Here is a 20115-nt window from a genome sequence, read left to right on the forward strand (position 1 = left end):
TGGTCTGTAAGAGAGCTGCGGCATGGCTCTTGGTCCTTCATTGCAGGAAAGATCTCCACTTCGGGTGTGACGTTCGAGGAGCGGTGGATCAATACCGATTACAACCAAGAGATGAATCCGGATTGGGAGGATCCAGACACCTTCTATAACGACGTTCCTCCTGATTTCGCAGCAGAAGCCAAACGACTTGCTGAGGGACGTGAGCACTTCCCAAACAAACCGTGACCGCTTGAATCTTGGCCAAATGTGCCAACGAAATTCCTGCTTTGTCATGATGACCGCGTGTTCCCGCCGGAGTTCGCCCGTGGAGTCGTTCGTGAGAGACTGGACACCGTTCCAGACAAGATAGACGGCGGTCACTGTGTCATGCTGGGTCGGCCAGATGAGCTGGCGAGCCGACTCAGCGCTTACCGGGAGGAGTGGTTGCTGTCGGATACTTCCTGGCGACCAGCGAGCTAGAGTCTAGAATTGACAGTAAACTACTATAGACTGCCACCTTCCCACGGACCAATAAAGTAACGCAGTCTCTTACTTGAATACCATACCACGATGATGTGAATTGCTCGCATATGAACGCTAGCGGGAAATACGCCTGTACAAGTCTCGTAACGATACTCATTGGTAGGGTGACGCTGAGAAACTAGGATGTATGAGCGGCTACAGCAACTGGCGTCATCTTGATTCTGAACGGACGGGACTCATGCTGGTATTCCTGTCGGCTGTAGGCTTCGGTACGCTCGGTATCTTTGGCATCTACGCTCAACGTGCAGATCTCTCGATTCCGACCGTCCTCGTCTTTCGGTTCCTATTCGCGACGATCGTCGTGTGGGGTTTTCTCGCGTGGAGAGATCGATTGACACTCCTTCACGGGCGAGCACTGCTGATTGCACTCGGACTCGGTGCGTTCGGCTACGCGACACAGAGCGGGCTCTACTTCGTCGGATTGGAATTTATGACTGCAGGAATGGTCGCCATTGTTCTCTATACATATCCTGTCTTTGTCGTCATTCTGGCGATTGCCCTAATTGGGGAACGGGTAAGCCGACCGATGCTGGTAGCACTCTGCTTCGCTCTCGGCGGTATCGTACTCGTTACCGGGGCAAACCCTGCGGGTGCATCGCTTGTGGGCGTACTCGTCGTTCTTGGCGCTGCGCTTGCGTATGCCGCTTACATCACTCTCTCGCGAGCGATGCTCATGACGATTGATCCGATGGTTCTGACTGCGTACGTACTACCAGCTGCTGGCACATCGTTTGTCGTCATCGGCACCGCAAGCGGCGATTTCACGATTCCACAGACCCTGTTCGCATGGACGATCCTCCTGTGTCTCGGGGTCTTCGCGACCGCGATTCCGGTTGTCGCGTTCTTCGCCGGACTCAAACAAATCGGTGCCAGCCGAGCTGGGATCATAAGCACTGTTGAACCCCCTGTTACAGTTGCTCTTGGTGCGGTACTATTCGCCGAACCAGTTACGATGACAACGGTTATCGGTGGTATTCTCATTCTGATTGGTGTTATTGTACTTGAACGAGAATGATGAGATGATGTCAGGAATCGCATTGATAATCGCGGCGTGGTAGATTTGGAAGCGAATTTGCGAACGAGACCGTATACCTAGTGGTGCTTGAGGCGAGAGAGAGGTGTACGGGAGGTTTGTTGACTGAGTCGCTACCTGTGCAACATCGATAAGAATGATTGTTGCACAAGGGGGACTCTCGTTGGGGAGCGACTCCCCGCTGTTGGTTCTCGTCAACGGATATGCTTCTCACCAGCGGCCGACATCGTACGTCTCTCGCCACTGCTGGTAGTACGCTTTCTCGACAGTCCGGAGATCGAACTCGCCTGGGTTCCGATCACGGAGTGCAGTAAGGAGTCGTGGATAGTCAGAAAGACGTAGTGCTCGGTCGTCACCAAAGAGAGCTGCGACTATGTATCGATCACCGACTACATAGTTCGTCGGGTCATGAAATGCGAGAACGACTGTCGCAGTTGCAGGTCCGATACCGGGTATCGAAGTAAGAGTTTTCAGCTGGATTTTCGGGTCGTCGACCAGAAAGGCTGCCTCACTTATTCGCTGGACGAACGCTGCAGGGACTTCGTGCATCCGCTTGATGAATCGATCTCACCGTCCTCGTTGTGCATTCAGCTTCCACTGCATTACCTTCTCGAGCTGCTCTTATGTGATGTAGTGTTGCTCACCGAGCGCTCTTGTAAGGGTCTCTTCGATTTCTTTGAGGGTTGGGTCGTAGTTCGCGTTGTACTGTTCGCTCCATTCTATGATGTCGTGGTCCATATTCGTCTTTCAGTTGGGTAATATGGAAATCTACGCTGCGTGATAGATTCCTAAATGGATAGTGGATCGAAGCCATCCTCTGGCATATATTTTAGTGGCGATAAACTAGTCGTGGAGTTTATTTTACGACTTTAGCTATCTGGAACTCTAATCAGTACTATTTTAAGACGCTCATTCGTACAGCACTAAGAAGCAATGCCAATCAGAAACACTACTAACGAGAACACCAATCCCATTAGGGCCTATTTTGTGAATAAACGGTCGCAAATAGCTATAAAGACGTTCAGAAGTGGAGGTTATTCGACCAAAGCAGAAGAAAAAGAAGACACACGGAGTAGGTGGTAGTTATGGAATTATTAGATGAATCGATAGTGCCGGAGCACGCTCGTGGTGTGAAACAAGAAGCGCACGACTTCGCCCAACAGTATGTCGCCCCAAATGCAGAGGAGTATTATAGAACAGGAGAGTATCCTTGGGAAATCCTAGAAGCAGGTCGGGAGGCGGGACTCGTCGCTCAGGATATAGCTGAGAACTACGGTGGTCGCGGGTTTGATATTGCGGAAATGCTTGCGCTCGTAGAGGAGTTCTTTCGAGCCGATCCTGGTATTGGGCTCACATTACGACTGGCAAGCTTCGGTGGTCAACTTGTTGAAAGGCACGGGACTAAGGATCAGCACGAAAAATTCCTGCGTCCAGTCGCAGAAGGCGACCAAATCACTGGACTTGCAGTTTCGGAACCGGAGACAGGAAGCGACCTTGCAGGAATGACGACTCGTGCTGAGAAGGACGGTGATGAATGGGTATTGAACGGTGAGAAATATTGGGTTGGCAATGCCGTTGAAGCCGACTGGCTCACGGTCTATGCGAAAACAGACGACTCGGATCATCGCTACTCAAACTATTCGTTGTTCATTGTCCCGACCGACACCGATGGCTACGAGGCAGAGCATATTCCGGAAAAAATGGCGTTTCGAGCGAGCAAACAGGGCCATATCACCTTCGACAACTGTAGAATTCCCGAGCACAACCTCGTTGGGACAGAAAACAAGGGCTTCTATAGACTTGTAGAGTTCTTTAATGATGAACGAGTCATTGTTGGGGGTCACGGACTGGGAATGGCAGCAGCTGCCATTGAGGAGACTTGGGAATTTGTCCATGACCGCGAAGCATTTGGGAAGAATGTGAGTGATTTCCAATCTGTCCAACACGACCTTGCGGATATGCGAATCGACTTTGAGAGCGCTCGAGCAGTAAACTGGCGAGCCGCCGATAAAGCACTCCGGGGAGAGGATACGAGTTTGTGGGGGGCAATTGTGAAGACCAACTCGACAGAAACAGCCGTGACATGTGCCGAACGTGGGATGCAGCTGCATGGTGGCCGCTCTATATTAACTGATCGTCGGATCGCTCGTATTTATCGAGATTGTCGGATTCCCGTTATCTATGAAGGTGCAAACGAGATTCAACGCAATCTAATATATAGTCAACAGGTCAAACGGAACGAACAGTCATAATTCTATCCAAGCGGATCATTGCACCGCTTGTTAAATCGACATTCCGCAGAGAAACTGGCGATTTTTGGAGGAGAATGATGGGATTGCTATCGATGTAGTTACATGGGAGAGCAGATTGTATCGATTATAATCACTCCTCTGATTCAAGCACGAACTTCTGTATCTTCCCCGTGGTCGTCCGCGGGAGATTATCGACGAACTTGACTTCACGGGGATGTTTGTACTCTGCAAGATTTTCGAGACAGTACTGTTTGATTTCTTCCGGCGTAACTTCGATAGTTGGTTGGGGAACGACAAATGCCTTAACCGTCTCACCACGACGCTCATCTTCAATACCGACGACAGCAGCATCCGCTACTCCTTCATGCTCAAACAGTAACTCCTCTACCTCGCGGGGATAGACATTATATCCGCCAGTAACGATCATGTGTTTCTCTCGATCTACGATATAAAAGAAGCTATCTTCATCCTGATAACCGAGGTCGCCGGTATGAAACCAACGTTTGGTTCGTTCCTCTGTAAATGCTTTCTGATTTGCACTATCTAGGCTATGATATCCTTTCATGACGTTCGGTCCATGTATCACTAGCTCTCCGACAACATCCTCTAAATTCGTCTCATCGTTTACTGGGCCCTGTTCAACAGATGGCAGTTCCTCGAAATTCTTGTTGACAATCTTTGATTCGATGCCTGGAAGTGGCTTTCCGATACTCCCGATTCGACGATCAGCAAGACGGTTAGCGTGGGTAACTGGTGATGTTTCTGTCAAGCCATATCCTTCTAACAATGACGGCTCGAATAACTCCTCAAATCGTCGTATTACTTCTCGTGGGAGGCTACTACCGCCTGCATTGGCAAAGCGAATTGTTTCCAGATTATGGTCTTCAGCAGCAGGGTGATTTACCAAATCATTGTACATCGTTGGGACGGCATGCATTAGCGTAATGCCCTCGTCTGAAATGAGATCAAGCGTTTCTCTCGCATCCCATTCTGATACTAGATGATAGCTACCCCCACCATAGAGTGTCGCTAACATTGTAACGGTCATACCGTAAATATGGAATAACGGCAACACACCCAGCATTTTATCGGTCATGTCAATTCCATCATGAATCTGGGGAGAGACACGAGCCTCAAACTCGAGATTAGAGTGTGTTAGAAGGACACCTTTTGATTTCCCAGTCGTGCCGGACGTATATGGCTGTACAGCGACTTCATCATCCGCCCGATCGATAATGTCCAGTGTATCATCCGCGAGAAACGTCTCAAACTTAATGGTATCTTTCGTGGTAGTTCCAACCGAGACGACTGTTTCGACGTTCGTCTCATCTTGTATCTTGGTGATGTGTCCGATACGCTCCGAAAGTCCGACGACAGCTTTTGCCCCACTATCAGCGAGTAGGTGTTTGATCTCCCGGCTTTTGTATTGTGGATTCATCGGGACAACAACCCCGCCAGCACAGAGGATACCATGGAATGCGGTCACGTACTCCGGAATGTTTGGAAGATAGATTCCGATGCGATCCCCCGGCTCAATACCTGCTTCCGAGAGCGCGTACGCGAATTTCCTTGTCCGATCCCACAACTCCTTGTAACTGATTTTACGATTTTCAAACCCGATTGCTGTCGCTTCAGGACTTGCTTCGACTGTCTCTCCGATAGTGGTGAGAAGGTTTGTCACGCCTGAAAATAGATGACGGTACTATCTAAATGTTATTCGTAGATTTTTTATAAGTTTCTAGTAACTTATTCGAATGCGGAGAGGCCGGTAAGATCCTGGCCGAGTATCAGCGTGTGGATGTCGTGGGTGCCCTCGTAGGTGTAGACCGTCTCCATGTTCGCCATGTGGCGAATGGGAGAGTACTCAGCTGTAATTCCGTTGCCGCCGAGCATTTCACGAGCGATCCGGGACTGGTCGCGGGCCATCTTGACGTTGTTGCGCTTGGCCATCGAGACGTGCTGGGGACGCAGCTCGCCGCGCTCCTTGAGATCCGCGAGCCGATGGACCAGCAGCTGACTCGTCGTGATCCCCGTGGCCATCTCCGCGAGTTTCTCCTGTTGGAGCTGGAACCCGCCGATGGGTTTGTCGAACTGTTCGCGGTCGGTCGCGTACGCGCGGGCCTCCTCGAAACAGTCCCGGGCCGCCCCGACCGCGCCCCACGCGATGCCGTAGCGCGCCTGCGTGAGACATGACAGCGGCCCCTTCATCCCCTCGACGCCGGGGAGGACGTTCTCATCGGGCACGCGGACGTTCTCCATCGTGAACTCCCCGGAACTGGAGGCCCGAAGTGAGAGCTTCCCATCGATGGTGTCGATGTCGAGCCCGTCGCGGTCGGTTTCGACCAAAAATCCCCGCACCGGTGCGCCCTCGCTTGATGTATCGCGTGCCCAGACGACCAGCACGTCTGCAATGGGCGAGTTGGTACACCAGCGCTTCTCGCCGTTCAGGACGAACTCCTCGCCATCGCGCTCAGCGTGCGTCTCCATGCTGCCTGCGTCCGAGCCGTGCTCGGGTTCGGTCAAGGCAAATCCACCAATGGCCTCGCCCTTACCCAGTGAGGGGAGCCACCGCTCTTTTTGCTCCTCGCTGCCGAAGGCGTAAATGGGATACATGACGAGTGCCCCCTGAACGCTGGCCATTGATCGAAGACCGGAATCCCCGGCCTCAAGCTCTTGCATCAACAAGCCATAGGCGGTCTCGCTCACGTTCGAGAGGCCATACCCTTCGAGATTTGGTGCGTAGAAACCGAGATCTCCCAGTCGAGAAATAAGTTCTTCAGGGAATGTCCCCTCAAGATAATGATCTGCGATGATCGGCCGAACTTCTTCTTCAACGAATTCCTTGGCTTCGTCCCGAACTGTCTGCTCTTCTTCACTCAGATCCGATTCAAGCTCAACGAAATCTAGCATACGTAGATGTGATTAACATAGATGATAAATATTGCGGTATCAAACTTAATCGGTAGCAATAAACTCGATAGTAGCTACCAATACTAACAAAAATGTCGTGCCAGTAATCGAAGTTCAATATCGAGACTTGGCATTGTTCAGAGAATAGAACCGATGAACGCCTATATCGGAATCCCCTATCAAGTAAGACAGTAATCAGATACTGCTGTGATTAACAGGTAGGATGATATCGAAGAATAGACGAACCAGTATTTATCTATATTAATAAATTTGCAACAGTGGTAGGTATATCCGATGGAATTAAGGTGAGAGTTATCGCAGAACATTCTATGGTTGTTAGTGATATAGATCGTGTCACTGTACTCGGCGCAGGTAATATGGGCCACGGGATCACGGAGGTGGTTGCCATCGCTGGCTATGAAGTAATAATGCGCGACGTAGAGCGCCAGTTCGTCGAAGATGGTTACGAATCAATTGAGTGGAGTCTCGAGAAACTCTTCGAGAAAGACATTATCGACGAAGCACCTGATAACGTTCTTAGCCGAATCGATATTGAGGTAGAACTTGAAACTGCAGTTGCGAACGCTGACCTTGTTATCGAAGCGGCACCCGAGCAAATGGATTTGAAAAAAGAGATCTTTTCTGATCTCGATGCGTTCGCGCCCGAACATGCGATTCTCGCGTCGAACACCTCCTCGTTGTCGATCACTGAGATCGCATCTGCAACGAACCGACCGGAGCAGGTCGTGGGAATGCACTTTTTCAATCCACCAGTGAAGATGGATTTGGTCGAGGTGATCTATGGATCTGAAACAACCGATGAAACCGCCAACACTGCATCTGAGTTCGTCGAGTCGATCGCCAAAACGCCAATCTACGTTCGTAAGGACGTCAACGGATTTGTCGTCAACTCCGTTCTGGGACCGTTCGGTGACGAAGCAGGATGGATGGTCAGCGAGGGACGCTACGAAATCCCTGAGATCGATGCTGCAATGGTTCATCAACGAGGCTACCCAATGGGACCGTTCGAACTGGGCGATCTCACCGGTATCGACGTTGGTTATCATATTCGGAAAGAAGCAGGTAAGCCAATTCCGCCCATTCTTGAGAAAAAAGTTGAATCCGAGGAACTCGGTCGAAAGACGGGCCGGGGCTACTACGAGTATGAGACCGGCGAAGGCCCCGACTATGAGCCTGGCCAAGGCGAGGATGTTGATACACTACGTATCGAAGCGCGGATTATCAACGAAGCCGCGAAATTGATTGGAAACGACGTCGCTACCGCCGAAGCGATCGACACAGGACTTCGCCTTGGTGCAGGCTTTCCTGAGGGGCCTTGTAGACGAGCGGACAAGATCGGGCTTGATACTGTCCTCAAGAAACTCGAGTCGTTGTACGAGGAGTACGGAGAAGAGCGCTACGAACCCTCCGATCACCTCCGTCACCTCGTCGAGTCAGGACAGACCGGTGAAGACGCGGGTACTGGTTTCTACGAGTACAGTGACAGGACAGCACACGACTATACGACCCTGAACCACGACGTCGAGAATGGGCTCCTCGAAATCGAACTCAACCGACCCGAACGGCTGAACGCGCTCAACGAGGATCTGATGAATGAGATCGTTCATCTGCTTGAGAATGCTAACCTCGATGAGGTACGGGCCGTTACCTTCGAGGGTGCAGGTGATCGGGCATTCTGTGCCGGCGCGGATATCTCCGGTTTCTCGGGGGTCGCACCTCACGAGAAAGAGGTGACACAGATGTTCACTACCGTCGCAGAATTCCCGAGACCGGTACTTGCAAAGATCGACGGCTACTGCCTCGGTGGCGGCCTTGAGCTCGCACTCGCGTGTGACCTCCGAATTGCGACCGAGTCAACTGAGTTTGGCTTTCCCGAAATTGATCTGGGTTTGTTACCTGGTGGTGGTGGTACGCAACGTGTAATTCGAATGTTAAGTGAGGCCCGTGCGAAAGAACTCGTCTTCCGGGGCAACCGTATCGATGCTGAGACTGCTGAGACGTGGGGGTTGATCAACCGCGCCGTGTCAGAAGCGCATTTCGAGGAGACAGTCGAGACATTTGTTGATGACCTTGTTACCGGTCCTCCAATAGCGCTGCGAAAGGCAAAGCAGGTGATGAATAAAGGACGTGACCAGGACCTTGATGCAGGGTTAGAAATGGAGGCACAGGCATTCGGTCTCTTACTTGGAACGGAAGATGCCTCGGAAGGTGCTGCAGCATTCACTGAGGATCGAGATCCTGAGTTCCAGGGGGAGTAACATGTCGAGTACCTCTCCTGATGGGCTACGGTCGTTCATCGAACAACATGGATATCTCTCATGGCTCAACCTGCAAATCGACGATATTGAACACGGGAGAATTCGAATGACCATGCAGGCGGATGAGAAACTCTACAACCCTGGGGGGGATGAATTGATTCACGGCGGAATCGCAGCAACTCTAATTGATACTGCAAGCGGCTTCGCACTTCGAACCACCTTTGAGGATTCCACAATGGCACGCCTTGCGACGACAGATCTCAATGTCTCGTATCTACGCCCGGCGACAGACGATTTGGTTGTTGAGGCAGAAGTACTCCGTGCAGGCAAAACAACGGGTGTCACAGATGTCACTGTCAAGAACATAGACGATGATAGTTCAATTGCAGTGGGACGTACAACCTATCGACTGTTTCGAGATTCATGAGCCTATTTACTAGAATTGAGGTCGGAGAGTCCTTCCAAACGAAAGGACGAACACTCACAGAGACCGATCTCATGAACTTTGCTGGCATCAGCGGTGATTTCAACTACCTCCATACTGATGCAGAGCGGATGGAAGAATCGGAATACGGCGAGCGAATCATCCATGGTGCGCTCCTATTCAGTATAATGACGGGACTTCTCTGGCAGTCCCGAAGTGAACAGGATCAAGATGCAATCGTCGCCTTCTACGGTATCGACCGACTGCGATTCGTGAAACCGGTATTCTTAGACGATACGATCCATGTCGAGAGCAAAGTTCTCGAAACAGAACAACGGGATCATCCTATCGCTAATGGCTTAATACGATATGATCTACAAGTCAAAAATCAGCACGGAAATGTCGTGCTTGCTTGCGAATTTCTCTCGCTTGTTAGATAGCGTTTCGAGTTATTCTCCGTGTTTTGAGAGGTCGTTTAGCAGCTCTGGGTCAGTCTGAAACTTCACCACATTGTGGACTACGGAGTTACGAATGTTATCAATTACATCGCCATGTTCTTTGTAGAACTCGTGAATCCATCGTGATTCAGCCTGCCGATACGGGAACATCATCACTGATTTCCATTGGTACTCCCCATCAGAAAGGAAGTAAAAGAGAGTATGTTGATCATCACGAATGTATTCCATCGCATCACGCCAATTGTCCTTGAAGTTTTTAGGATTGAATTTGAATTCGAACAATCCGAATATGAAGTACTCTTCATTAGGAATGATCGCCTCGCGGAAGACGCCTTGCTGGCGCATCTTACGGATTGACTCGCTGACTGTCACATGCGAGACATCGATATTGTGCTCTTCTTCAAGCACCTCCGTTAGTTTGCGCGAGGAGATCTGTGGGTTCTTCGAGAGCTCACGAAGAATGACAACGTCGCGATCCTTGAATTCCCAATCTGGTGGGGTATCAGTGGGCATGTATTTAAATTTCGAGTGGTCAATTGTGTCCGTTTCGAGTCAAAACAACTGATTCATGATACCATCTTTTAGCTCATAGTTAAAACTTTCTTTACGACTTTTGACGTATTCCGTTCTTATTACTAGGATTAGAAAGCTCTCAATATCATAAAACCAGAATTCATAGAGTAGAGGAAGATATCCACCGTGAGAGGAATTCAGGGATATTGCAAGATATTGTGGATCTATCTTCGAATCTAGTCTCTATATTGGAATATATAAAAATCGATAGTAATGAAAAATATTCTTTTATTGATGGTTTAAAGATAATTCTGACAATTAGGTATACTCTTCAATAGAAGAAATATCTATAACTTTTGAATTCCATAGTACATTTATAGAGAACAGCTAACCTATATAACCCATATACCCCAACAGTTATTAACAATGGGGGAGGATACCCAATGAATATTAACAATGGTAACTAAAGAGGACCGAACTCGAAAACAGACGATGGGAGACACTCGCAATAGGATCGGACGGCGGGTATTTTTAGGGGCGACAGGTGCTGGTGCACTTGGCCTCGCTGGCTGTATCGGCGACAACGAACCCGAACAGATCGATGGCGGTGGTAATGAGGATGGTAACTCTTCAGAAGAGTCTCCAGAAGGTGCAACGACGTTACGGATGCGGACCTCTACGTCGACTACAGCTGCCTATGCCGGCAATCAGGGGATCGCGGCAGCTATCAACGAAAATACGGACGCGGTTTTTGTCGAGGCACAGACTAGTCCTGGCACTGAAGCAAATATTGGGGCGTTACAGAGCGGTGAGGCCGAGATGGTCTATATTCAAAATTGGTCCGCTGCAGACGTCAGAGAAGGAGCTGAGCCGTTTGGAGACCTTGATTTTACGATGAATCAGATCTTCCACTACTACGACCTGCCCTGGTTTTTCTGTACAGCGAATGAAGGGCTGGAATCACTTGCTGACATCGAGTCCGATACAACAATCTCACCAACGCCTAGAGGATCAGGAACCGCATCAGCCCTTGAGCATGCACTTGAGTACGTCACAGAGGATTACGAACGCGTTAGCCAGAACTACGGACAACAAGCTAGTGCGATGAATGAAGGGCGTCTTGATGTTGGCGTCGGAACCTATCTGAACTTCGAGATTGTTCCCGGCTGGCTTCAAGAAATGATGGGCACCGTCGACCTCCGAATTCTTGAGGTTCCTACCAACGTAGTTGAAGCCTGGGAGAATGACGATCGTTTGATCGCGGAATCATTCCCTGGGTCTGACCTTGAAAACGCCGCCTTTGCTCCAGAAGAGGTCTGGAGTGTCGCGTTCTCGTACAATTTCGTAGGTCGGAATGACTTAGATTACGACGCAGTCTATGAGTTCCTTACTGTACTGTATGAGAATCGCGATGGATTGGCGGAATACCATGCATTGTTGTCTCAGCTTGAAGAGGAATCATTCTGGATCCAAAATTCATATCAAAACGTGCCCTTCCACCCTGCAGCGGCCGACTTCTACGAAGAGATAGGCATCTGGAACGAGGAGTTTGAACGTGGAGAGGACTGAGATAATGGCGGACCAGTCTAGCCTACCAGAATGGGTAACTCCGCTCAATGTTCTTCGAGCTTCTGTCTATCTACTTGGCATTACCTTCACACTGTATACAATCTACTATGCTTATTCGCTTTTCTTTATTCGACTTCGCTACTCGAATCTCTTTGTCGGAATGGGGATTGCGTTGTTCTATCTGGATTATGTCCGCGAATGCTACGAAACGCGTAATCAGACAACTAAGACTGCTATCGATAATACCGCTACGTCCGCGGGTGGTGGTAGTTCAACTGGAGTGATTAGTACACTTCGTTCAGTTGCTCACCGTATCGACCCACTAGTCGCAGTTGGACTTGCATTTCTTGCGCTCTGGTCAACTGCATACGTTGAGCTCAACTTCGATCGACTGTTCTACGACGCGCCGGTGGTCGGATACACGGAAACGGATCTATTGATCGGGGTCGCGCTAATCGCACTCGCAGTCGACGCGACCCGGCGAGCGTTCGGGAACGTTATCGCCGCCGTTACCGTCGGAGCGATTCTTTACGCTCACTCGCTTGTCGGTCCGAACATGCCCGGCGTTCTCCGGCATACCGGAATGAGCTGGGAGCAAATCGCCCGTGATGGCGCGATTGGTCTCACAGGAGTGTATCACGAGACGCTGATGGGTATTGGCGCAACTTGGGTCGCAATTTTCATCATGTTTGCGGGGATCGCGAAGGCGTATGGACTAATGGACTTCGTTCTTGACGCTGGGCGCGAGATCGGATCGAGCCTTCAAACTGGAATCGTCCAAGTCGCGGTGATTGCAAGCATGGTCATGGGTTCAATCACGGGTAGTGCCGCAGCGAACACCGCAACAACGGGTAGTTTCACCATTCCCATGCTCCAGGACCAAGGCGTTCGTGATGATTTCGCTGCCGCGATCGAGGGTGTCGCGAGTGCCGGCGGCCAAATGCTACCACCGGTTATGGGCGTGGCGGCGTTTCTCATGGCGGATATCATTGGAGTTCCGTATGTCGATATCATCCGTGCAGGGCTGATACCGGCTACCCTGTTTTACTTCAGCGTTGGGATTGGCATCCATTTTGCAGTGTTAAAATTCGGATGGACGAACGAACAATTAACTGAGTTCGAACCACGCATCTTGTTACAAGGAATTCATTTCACGATCCCTCTTGGAGTTCTGCTGTATACACTTGTTATTCTCCGGTTCACTCCATTGAGCGCCGGCATGTACACTATTTTCACGATCATGCTCGTCGTTCCAGCTCGAAACCTTCTTGTTGACGGTGCCTCCGGCAAGACCGTATCTAAAACGATCAAACAGACCATTGACGGACTCCATCAGGGTGGAGTTGAGATGGCCCCTCTTGTTGGTGTACTCGCAGCAATGGGAGTCATTATTGAGCTGCTCACACAAACAGGACTGGCCCAACGGGTGAGTACATTAATCGTTGGTCTCGGCGGTGGCTCGTTGTTGGTCGTCCTTTTACTGGCAATGCTTGCTAGCATTCTCTTTGGGCTCGGGATGCCGACGCCTGCAGCCTATATCCTCGTCGTGATTCTAGTTGCGCCGGGCGTTACCGCAATGAATGTCCCAGAAATCACCACCCATATGTTCGTTTTCTACTTTGCCATGCTGTCTGCAATCACTCCGCCAGTAGCGATCTCTGTCGCTGTCGGCTCGCGGATCGCAGACACGAGTTTCACACGTTCCTGTCTACAGGCGCTTCGAATCGGTGCACCAGGGTTTGTCATTCCCTTTGCGTTCGTTACCAACAATAGTCTCATCTACTGGTCGCTGCCAATGACGCTAATAGCGTTCCCACTCGTACTTACGGGAACAATCGCGCTAACTGTCGCAACCGTTGGCTACGACGGCTCAAAGCGTCTAGGATACCTCCTTCGAGGGTTGTACGTCATACTTGCCTGCGGTGCGATGTTCGGGTCAGTCAGCCATATTATAGTGCAAGCAGTAGCAGCAGCAGCTATCCTCGCACTACTAACGTTCTCGAACGTCAAGAGCATCTCACAACTACCGATCCCATCGAAAATCAACCGACCATGACTTCCACAGGTGCAGAATGTTTCGTCGATGCGCTCGAACAGTATGGAGTCGAATACGTCTTTGGCAATCCAGGAACGACCGAGCTTCCGGTGTTGAAGGCACTTGCTGACAGTGATCTCGAATACATACTCGGACTCCACGAGGACATCGCAGTTGGCATGGCCGGCGGCTATGCTAGTACCCGGCGGTACCACGCCCATAACGACGATAGCGTCCTACCAGTAGGCGTGGCGAACCTTCACCTCGCCCCCGGACTTGCCCATGGGTTAGGTAATCTCTACGCCGCGAGAATAGCGGGTGCACCAGTAGTCGTCACTGCCGGCAACCACAGTACCGATTTCCGCCATGAAGAACCAATTCTATCGGGCGATCTCGTGGGAATGGCCGAGGAGTTCACTAAGTGGAGTGCCGAAGTACTTGACGTGAAAGCGCTCCCATCGATGGTCCGACGGGCTTTTCGAGTCGCGCTTACTCCACCGACTGGCCCGGTTTTTCTCGGTCTACCGCTCAATACGATGATGGCCGAGACAGATGCTGAACCCGAACGGCTGGGCGAGATTCCCACTGCTGGCCGAGGAGACCGGACACAGATCCAGCGAGCCACACAGCTGCTTGTAGAGGCAGAGGAGCCGACGATGATCATTGGCGACCACGTCGCTCGTATGGGGCGTAACGCCGTCGAATCGGCAGTGAAGCTGGCCGAGGCAGCTGGACTTCGCGTTCACGGCGAAATTCTTTCCTCAGAGGTAAACTTCCCAACGGAGCACGACCAGTGGTTGTCGTACGTCCCACCGGATGAAAAGCTGGCTGGGAACCTCATGGATGTCGACACGCTGGTGTTTGCGGGCTGTTCGACCAACACAACCCTCGTCCGACACGAGAACCCGCTAGTCGATCGCGAGACGACATGTATCCACCTTGGACCGGACGCCTGGGAGCTGGGAAAGCACCAGCCTGCCGATGCCGCTGTGCTCGGTGATCCCGGCGAAGTCATGACCGAACTGGCTGATCACGTTGAGGAGCGGCTTGACGAAGGAATCCGTGTATCGCGAATCGAGCGTGTCGCTGACGCCCGCAAGTCGATTGCCTCGATCCTTAACTCGACGGGAACAGGCGACGGGTCAGATGACCCACGTGCCTCGAAGGCCGAACTCGTTGATCAGCTTCGAGAGGCCGCTCCTGATGCCTACATTGTCGACGAGGGCGTTACATCGAAGTATGCGCTATTAAACCGGTGGCCGCTCGAGGCGGAAGGAATAATTTCGAACAAGGGGGGCGGATTGGGGTACGGATTGCCGGCGGCGGTTGGGGCAGCAATTGCGGAGGATCAGCGCGAGACACCTCGTAACGTAATGGGATTTGTTGGCGACGGATCGTATCTCTACTACCCGCACGCGATCCATACGGCGGCGCGTCATGATGTGAATTTATCAGTAGTTGTCGTGGATAACCGGAACTATCGCATTCTGAAGGACAATACCATCAAACTGTTCGGCGGTAGCGACGCAGACCACGACTATGTTGGTATGGACTTCGAGCCACCGGTGGACATTCCGGCCAACGCGGAGAGCCATGGAGCTGAGGGGCGATCGGTCGAAACACCTGCCGACATCGCCCCCACGGTCGAAGACGCGCTTGCGGAGGGTGGACCGACTGTTATAGACGTGCTGGTTCACGACTGAAGTACTCGGCTGTCGATTCATCGTGCTTGCCTCCTTGGACGAAATCACTCGTAGTGAGTGGAACTTGAGAGCTAAAGACCCCGTACCCGTCCCTCAGTCCCCTATTTCTTCGGCCGTGAGAACTCGATTGCTGCTCCTTGTCCGAACCCGACACACAGCGTTGCAAGCCCACGCTTGGCGTCGCGCTCGATTAGTTCGTGGACCAGCGTGACTGGCAACCGTGCGCCGCTGGCACCCAGCGGATGACCCAGCGCAATTGCCCCTCCATTGACGTTGAACTTCTCGTCGGGGACGTCGAGCTGGCGCTGGCTGTAGAGCGTTTGGCTTGCGAACGCCTCGTTAAGTTCGACGAGGTCGTATTCGTCAATTTCCCGTCCTGTCCGTTCGAGAAGTCCCTTGGTCGCGGGCACAGGCCCAATACCCATAATCGTCGGATCGACGCCCGCGACGTTGTTCGAGCCGACCTCCGCGAGCACCTTTAGGTCGTGATCCTCTGCGAACCCACGACTTGTTATCAGCGTCGCCGCGGCACCATCAGTGATCTGGGAGGCGTTGCCCGGTGTGACGGTACCATCATCCTTGAACACTGTGGGCAGCCCCGAAAGGGCCTCTATCGAAGTATCCCGGCGAATCCCCTCATCCTCGCTGACAGTACCGCTTTCGGTCTTAATGGGAACGATCTGGTCGTCAAAACGTCCAGAATCTGTTGCCTCGACAGCACGTTGGTGACTCCGTAGTGAGTACTTGTCTTGGGATTCCCGTGAAACGTCAAATTTTTTGGCCACATTTTCAGCGGTCATTCCCATCTCTAGTTCGCCGACATTGTACTGCTCTGCAAGCTGTGGGTGGAGGTTCTGATAGGACTGACCACCTTTTGGGACTCGACTCATTGATTCGACCCCGCCAGCAATGATTGCGTCGCGCTGGCCGGCGCGGATTGCATCAGAGGCAGAGATAATCGCCTGCATCGAAGAAGCACACCAGCGATTGATCGTCGTCGCAGGAGTTCCCTCACCAAGCTCTGAAAGTAGTGCGATAACACGCGCGACGTTATTGTCTTGTTCACCACGTTGCTGAGCACAGCCCCACATCAGGTCATCGATATCTTCGCCGCTGAGTCCGGTTTCCGTAAGTATCTCGTTGATTAACGGAATCGAGAGATTTTCGCTGCGGATATCGGCGAGTACACCGCCTTCTTTCCCTTGGGGAGTTCGAAGTGCTTGTACAATTACTGGAGTGGTATCTGCTTCCATATTCCCCATTTGATTTTAACAAACTTAAGTATAACTACGGGAATATTTTTATAAGGTAGGTAATATTGGTATATAATTTACAATATGAGTAGTAGCAATCCTCGAATATCCAACCTATCAGCCAGATGCTTACTGTTCCTGCAGGGATAACACAGAGTATCACGGGTCCGAGAGCTTCGGCTGCAACGAGTCCTTGAACGACTTCATGGATAGTTCCATCACCACCATAGACGGCAAGTAGGTCAACGCCGTCGGCTGCGGCCTGCTTAGCTAGTTCAATGCCGTGTTCGGCGTGATCGGTCTCAACGACCGAAAATTCATATGAAGAAGCGAGTTGGTAGGCCCGTTCGGCATGCCGCCACCACCACTTACTGGACTTAAAACAAGGCGTCGTATCTCCTCTGTATCCCTACAGTAGTGAGATCATTCATTGACTACTACTCTTGATAGAACCTCCTGGTCGAGCTTCACTCATCAGAACTGAATCCAACGTCGTCTTATTATACGGCTTCCCAAGAAGCTCGATACCACCAAAAAGGCAGATCGTCTCACTTCTATCCTTTATGAGAGGCGGGACGGCCTTCCAGAGTGCTGATAACGGATGGTGATATAGATTGCTAGTGTCCTCTGTGGAATCTTCTGTACTACTCAGTTCTTCTCACACCTGCTTTCCTTTTCGGTGGTGTTCTCATCATCTCCAGTAACTGCCGTCGCTTCGGTTGCCTGCATATTCTCATTCAGCTGGAAATTCAACTGCTCAGCCATTGCCTCTCCACAGCCCGTCGCAAATGCGATTGCTCCAAACTGCTCATTCACGTTCAACTGCTGGACGATCTGCAACTGATCGATCTCGATCTCAGCCACTTGCTGTTCAACCTCGTCATCTCCATTCTCATACGCGATCGCCCACGACTCATCACCAGTCATATCTGCACCATTGAGCACTGCATTTGCGCTGTGAGTTCCGTCGTTACTATTTACGGCAGTGGCCGATGCAACTTGGGCGTTGAAATTCCCTTGGTAGCTTGCTTGTCGGGCTGTGGCCTCACTGTTCTCTAGCCCAACAGCGATCGCCGCGTTCTGGAGGTTAATATTCTCCTGTCCAACACTCTGAACTTGCGAAATATTGGCTGCGGCTTCCTGTGTATTAGATTGGGTCGACCCGTCTGTCGAGTATGACAGCTTCTCACTCAGGAGCTCTCCACTCATATCAGCCTTTGCGACAACGCTGTCGACTGACATCGAATCGAAGTTGAGTGCCGTTGCAGTGGCGAGTTGTTCGTTTCGGTTTGACTGGAAGCTAAGCTGTTGGGCCTCTGCAACGCTGTGTTCTCCAACCGCGATCGCAATGGCAACGCCTTGTTCACTGACGTTCAGCTGTGTGATTTCTTGGCCCTGTTCAACGGAGGATTCAGCACTCTGACTGTTACCCTCGCCACTATTGACTGCAACAGTCCCAGCAGCTTGCAGGTTTTCGTTCTCCTGATAACTCAGCTGTGATGCCTGTGAACAACTTCCTCCCTCAGCAATCGCAACAGCCGTGTTCTGACTGTTGTAGTTAAGCTGATCAACTTCTTGGGTTTGCTCAATCGTTGCTTGAGACGACTGGTCCGGCTGATAGCTTTCGTCGCTGACGACCCAGCCGGAATATTCACGACACTCAGCCTCTTCAGCAAAAACAATATACGCGTTGTTAATATTGCTGAAAGTTTGGTTGTTCGTTTCCTGTTCTACATTAATTGACTCAGCACTTCCAGACTGGCTATTTGAATTGGTTTGTTCAGCCGCTTGAATCGCTTCTGCTTCACCACCATTAACGGAAATGGCAACAGCATTGTTCTGCTGATTAACATCGATCTGCGTGACATCCTGGTATTGGATGACTTGTGCAGACGCTTGCTGTGAGTCGGGGTGAATCTCGTCTCTATGGTCTTCAACCCACGAATCAAGCTCGTCTGAAGAAGAATCGGCACCGAAAACGAGGTAAAGGTCGCCTCTATTAGCAGTATCTGTATTATGGCTTCCAGTATGTGCACCTGAACGGCGAGTAGCCGTAGTTAGTACACTGGTACCAAGTCCAGTTGCTGCGAGTCCTTTGAGATAGCCTCTACGTTTCATGTCACTGTGGTTCGTCCTATTTTCTTTCATGCTACGATATAACAGATACTATATTGATACTTATTTATTGTCAACTAAAATCTAATATCAGGATTTTAATCCCACCCTATTGAAGAGATAATCTAATCCATTACTGTATCTATCGAATACTCAGCTCCTATTGCTAACTCCGAACATCCTCCTGATTAGTAGTAGAAGGGCCAGAAACGGGTTCGTCAATTCTACTTCAGAACCATATCACACCACGGTGTGATCAGATACGGTCTTGTGCAACCTCATGTCATTCATAACGGTACTTGTTGCACAAGGCATTGGATTCTTGCTATAGTTAGCTACAAGTAATAGGCGAGATCCCACCACAGAAACAGTCTCCCTATTATCAGCGGTATATGATTGTAAGGGCGTTAATAGCGCTATCAGGTCGGATTGTATGGATTCGTTGCCGTATCAAGCCGGTAGACGTCGTCAGCGATATCGAAATCATCGTCGAATGCGTAGAGGTAGCCAAGCCCCTCGGTTTGCATAGAGGCGATGATACAGGCATCGACAAACGATAGGGATCTGTGCTGTCTAAACAAGGCTTTTCCCGATGCGAGAGCGGCTGTAGTGAGCGTGTCGATGTGGAAGTGTGCGTTTTCCTCGATGCGATCAAGGAGATCGACAGCTGCAGTGTGACCGGCATGCGTTGTGAGTCCGTTGAGTGTTTCCGCGAGCACGTAATCGAGGATGACTGCCTCCGGAAGAGATCCATCGTCAATGCCCTGAAGGATTGGGAGTGCATCATCATGCAAACTATCTCGACGGTATGCTGCCGCAAAGAGAACCGTTGTATCGACGAGTGCACGGGGCATTTACTCGGGGTCGACACCCCAAGAATCGTGATCGGCTCTCACATTGGTCGTCTTCGTCCCGTCGTATCCCTCAAACTCGGCGAACGTACCCGTCTGTTGGGCCGTGGTGAATCGCCAGACGTAGTTTGATTTCACTGGTTCACGGTCTGCCTGATGTTGTGGACGGCACACATCAAGACGAGTTCTCGGAACTCA

Annotated in this window: 16 protein-coding genes and 2 pseudogenes; 10 read left to right on the plus strand and 8 right to left on the minus strand. The window is 51.0% G+C overall.

Annotated features, from left to right (window positions below):
• Positions 1-66: 66 nt before the first annotated feature.
• The 3 genes and pseudogenes from EAO80_RS19960 to EAO80_RS18590 all read left to right on the plus strand — a co-directional run bounded on the left by EAO80_RS19960 (position 67) and on the right by EAO80_RS18590 (position 1537).
• A complete protein-coding gene (locus EAO80_RS19960; protein ID WP_162994086.1) occupies positions 67-225 on the plus strand; it encodes a hypothetical protein in 159 nt (52 codons plus the stop codon).
• Positions 226-240: 15 nt separating this feature from the next.
• Positions 241-459 (plus strand): annotated as a pseudogene (locus tag EAO80_RS20935) (alpha/beta fold hydrolase); the annotation flags it as partial.
• Between the two features lie 190 nt (positions 460-649).
• Positions 650-1537 (plus strand): DMT family transporter, encoded by an 888-nt coding sequence (locus EAO80_RS18590; protein WP_122091304.1) that lies wholly within the window; start codon positions 650-652, stop codon positions 1535-1537.
• Between the two features lie 228 nt (positions 1538-1765).
• Here the strand turns inward: EAO80_RS18590 and EAO80_RS18595 are convergent, their stop codons facing one another.
• Positions 1766-2104 carry a hypothetical protein gene (locus EAO80_RS18595; protein WP_122091305.1) on the minus strand — a complete coding sequence of 113 codons (339 nt, stop codon included), beginning with the start codon at positions 2102-2104 and terminating at the stop codon, positions 1766-1768.
• A 536-nt stretch (positions 2105-2640) separates the two neighbouring features.
• Between EAO80_RS18595 and EAO80_RS18600 the strand changes: the two genes are divergently transcribed.
• Complete coding sequence (locus tag EAO80_RS18600; RefSeq protein ID WP_122091306.1) at positions 2641-3807, plus strand: acyl-CoA dehydrogenase family protein; 1167 nt, start codon at positions 2641-2643, stop codon at positions 3805-3807.
• Between the two features lie 130 nt (positions 3808-3937).
• Here the strand turns inward: EAO80_RS18600 and EAO80_RS18605 are convergent, their stop codons facing one another.
• Both EAO80_RS18605 and EAO80_RS18610 read right to left on the minus strand, forming a co-directional pair.
• A complete protein-coding gene (locus EAO80_RS18605; protein WP_122091307.1) occupies positions 3938-5488 on the minus strand; it encodes a long-chain-fatty-acid--CoA ligase in 1551 nt (516 codons plus the stop codon).
• A gap of 65 nt (positions 5489-5553) precedes the next feature.
• Positions 5554-6717 carry an acyl-CoA dehydrogenase family protein gene (locus tag EAO80_RS18610; protein ID WP_122091308.1) on the minus strand — a complete coding sequence of 388 codons (1164 nt, stop codon included), beginning with the start codon at positions 6715-6717 and terminating at the stop codon, positions 5554-5556.
• A 329-nt stretch (positions 6718-7046) separates the two neighbouring features.
• Here EAO80_RS18610 and EAO80_RS18615 point away from each other — a divergent pair, with 329 nt between their 5' ends.
• The 3 genes from EAO80_RS18615 to EAO80_RS18625 are packed head-to-tail and all read left to right on the plus strand — an operon-like array spanning position 7047 to position 9860.
• Complete coding sequence (locus EAO80_RS18615; RefSeq protein WP_122091309.1) at positions 7047-8996, plus strand: 3-hydroxyacyl-CoA dehydrogenase/enoyl-CoA hydratase family protein; 1950 nt, start codon at positions 7047-7049, stop codon at positions 8994-8996.
• Position 8997: 1 nt separating this feature from the next.
• Positions 8998-9423 carry a PaaI family thioesterase gene (locus EAO80_RS18620; RefSeq protein ID WP_122091310.1) on the plus strand — a complete coding sequence of 142 codons (426 nt, stop codon included), beginning with the start codon at positions 8998-9000 and terminating at the stop codon, positions 9421-9423.
• Positions 9420-9860, plus strand: a complete 441-nt coding sequence (locus EAO80_RS18625) for a MaoC/PaaZ C-terminal domain-containing protein (RefSeq protein WP_122091311.1) — start codon at positions 9420-9422, stop codon at positions 9858-9860. Before EAO80_RS18620 ends, EAO80_RS18625 begins: the two co-directional genes overlap by 4 nt.
• Positions 9861-9869: 9 nt before the next feature.
• Here EAO80_RS18625 and EAO80_RS18630 read toward each other — a convergent pair whose 3' ends face one another.
• A complete protein-coding gene (locus EAO80_RS18630; RefSeq protein ID WP_122091312.1) occupies positions 9870-10391 on the minus strand; it encodes a winged helix-turn-helix domain-containing protein in 522 nt (173 codons plus the stop codon).
• A 492-nt stretch (positions 10392-10883) separates the two neighbouring features.
• Between EAO80_RS18630 and EAO80_RS18635 the strand changes: the two genes are divergently transcribed.
• The 3 genes from EAO80_RS18635 to EAO80_RS18645 are packed head-to-tail and all read left to right on the plus strand — an operon-like array spanning position 10884 to position 15698.
• Positions 10884-11960 carry a TAXI family TRAP transporter solute-binding subunit gene (locus EAO80_RS18635; RefSeq protein WP_122091313.1) on the plus strand — a complete coding sequence of 359 codons (1077 nt, stop codon included), beginning with the start codon at positions 10884-10886 and terminating at the stop codon, positions 11958-11960.
• A gap of 4 nt (positions 11961-11964) precedes the next feature.
• The gene (locus EAO80_RS18640; RefSeq protein WP_162994089.1) at positions 11965-14016 is read left to right on the plus strand and encodes a TRAP transporter permease; all 2052 of its coding nucleotides are present in this window, start codon (positions 11965-11967) and stop codon (positions 14014-14016) included.
• Complete coding sequence (locus EAO80_RS18645) at positions 14013-15698, plus strand: thiamine pyrophosphate-binding protein (protein WP_122091315.1); 1686 nt, start codon at positions 14013-14015, stop codon at positions 15696-15698. Before EAO80_RS18640 ends, EAO80_RS18645 begins: the two co-directional genes overlap by 4 nt.
• A 101-nt stretch (positions 15699-15799) precedes the next feature.
• On the opposite strand, the gene EAO80_RS18650 is transcribed toward EAO80_RS18645, so the two are convergent.
• The 4 genes and pseudogenes from EAO80_RS18650 to EAO80_RS18665 form a co-directional block, all read right to left on the minus strand.
• Entirely contained in the window at positions 15800-16951 is a 1152-nt protein-coding gene (locus tag EAO80_RS18650) for a thiolase family protein (RefSeq protein WP_122091333.1), read from the minus strand.
• A 34-nt stretch (positions 16952-16985) separates the two neighbouring features.
• A pseudogene (locus EAO80_RS20940) lies at positions 16986-17249 on the minus strand (diacylglycerol/lipid kinase family protein); the annotation flags it as partial.
• A 350-nt stretch (positions 17250-17599) separates the two neighbouring features.
• Positions 17600-19069, minus strand: a complete 1470-nt coding sequence (locus EAO80_RS18660; RefSeq protein WP_211330771.1) for a hypothetical protein — start codon at positions 19067-19069, stop codon at positions 17600-17602.
• Between the two features lie 416 nt (positions 19070-19485).
• A complete protein-coding gene (locus EAO80_RS18665) occupies positions 19486-19920 on the minus strand; it encodes a PIN domain-containing protein (RefSeq protein WP_122091317.1) in 435 nt (144 codons plus the stop codon).
• Positions 19921-20115: the final 195 nt, after the last annotated feature.

The sequence above is a fragment of the Halalkalicoccus subterraneus genome, assembly GCF_003697815.1.
Classification (GTDB): Archaea; Halobacteriota; Halobacteria; order Halobacteriales; family Halalkalicoccaceae; genus Halalkalicoccus; species Halalkalicoccus subterraneus.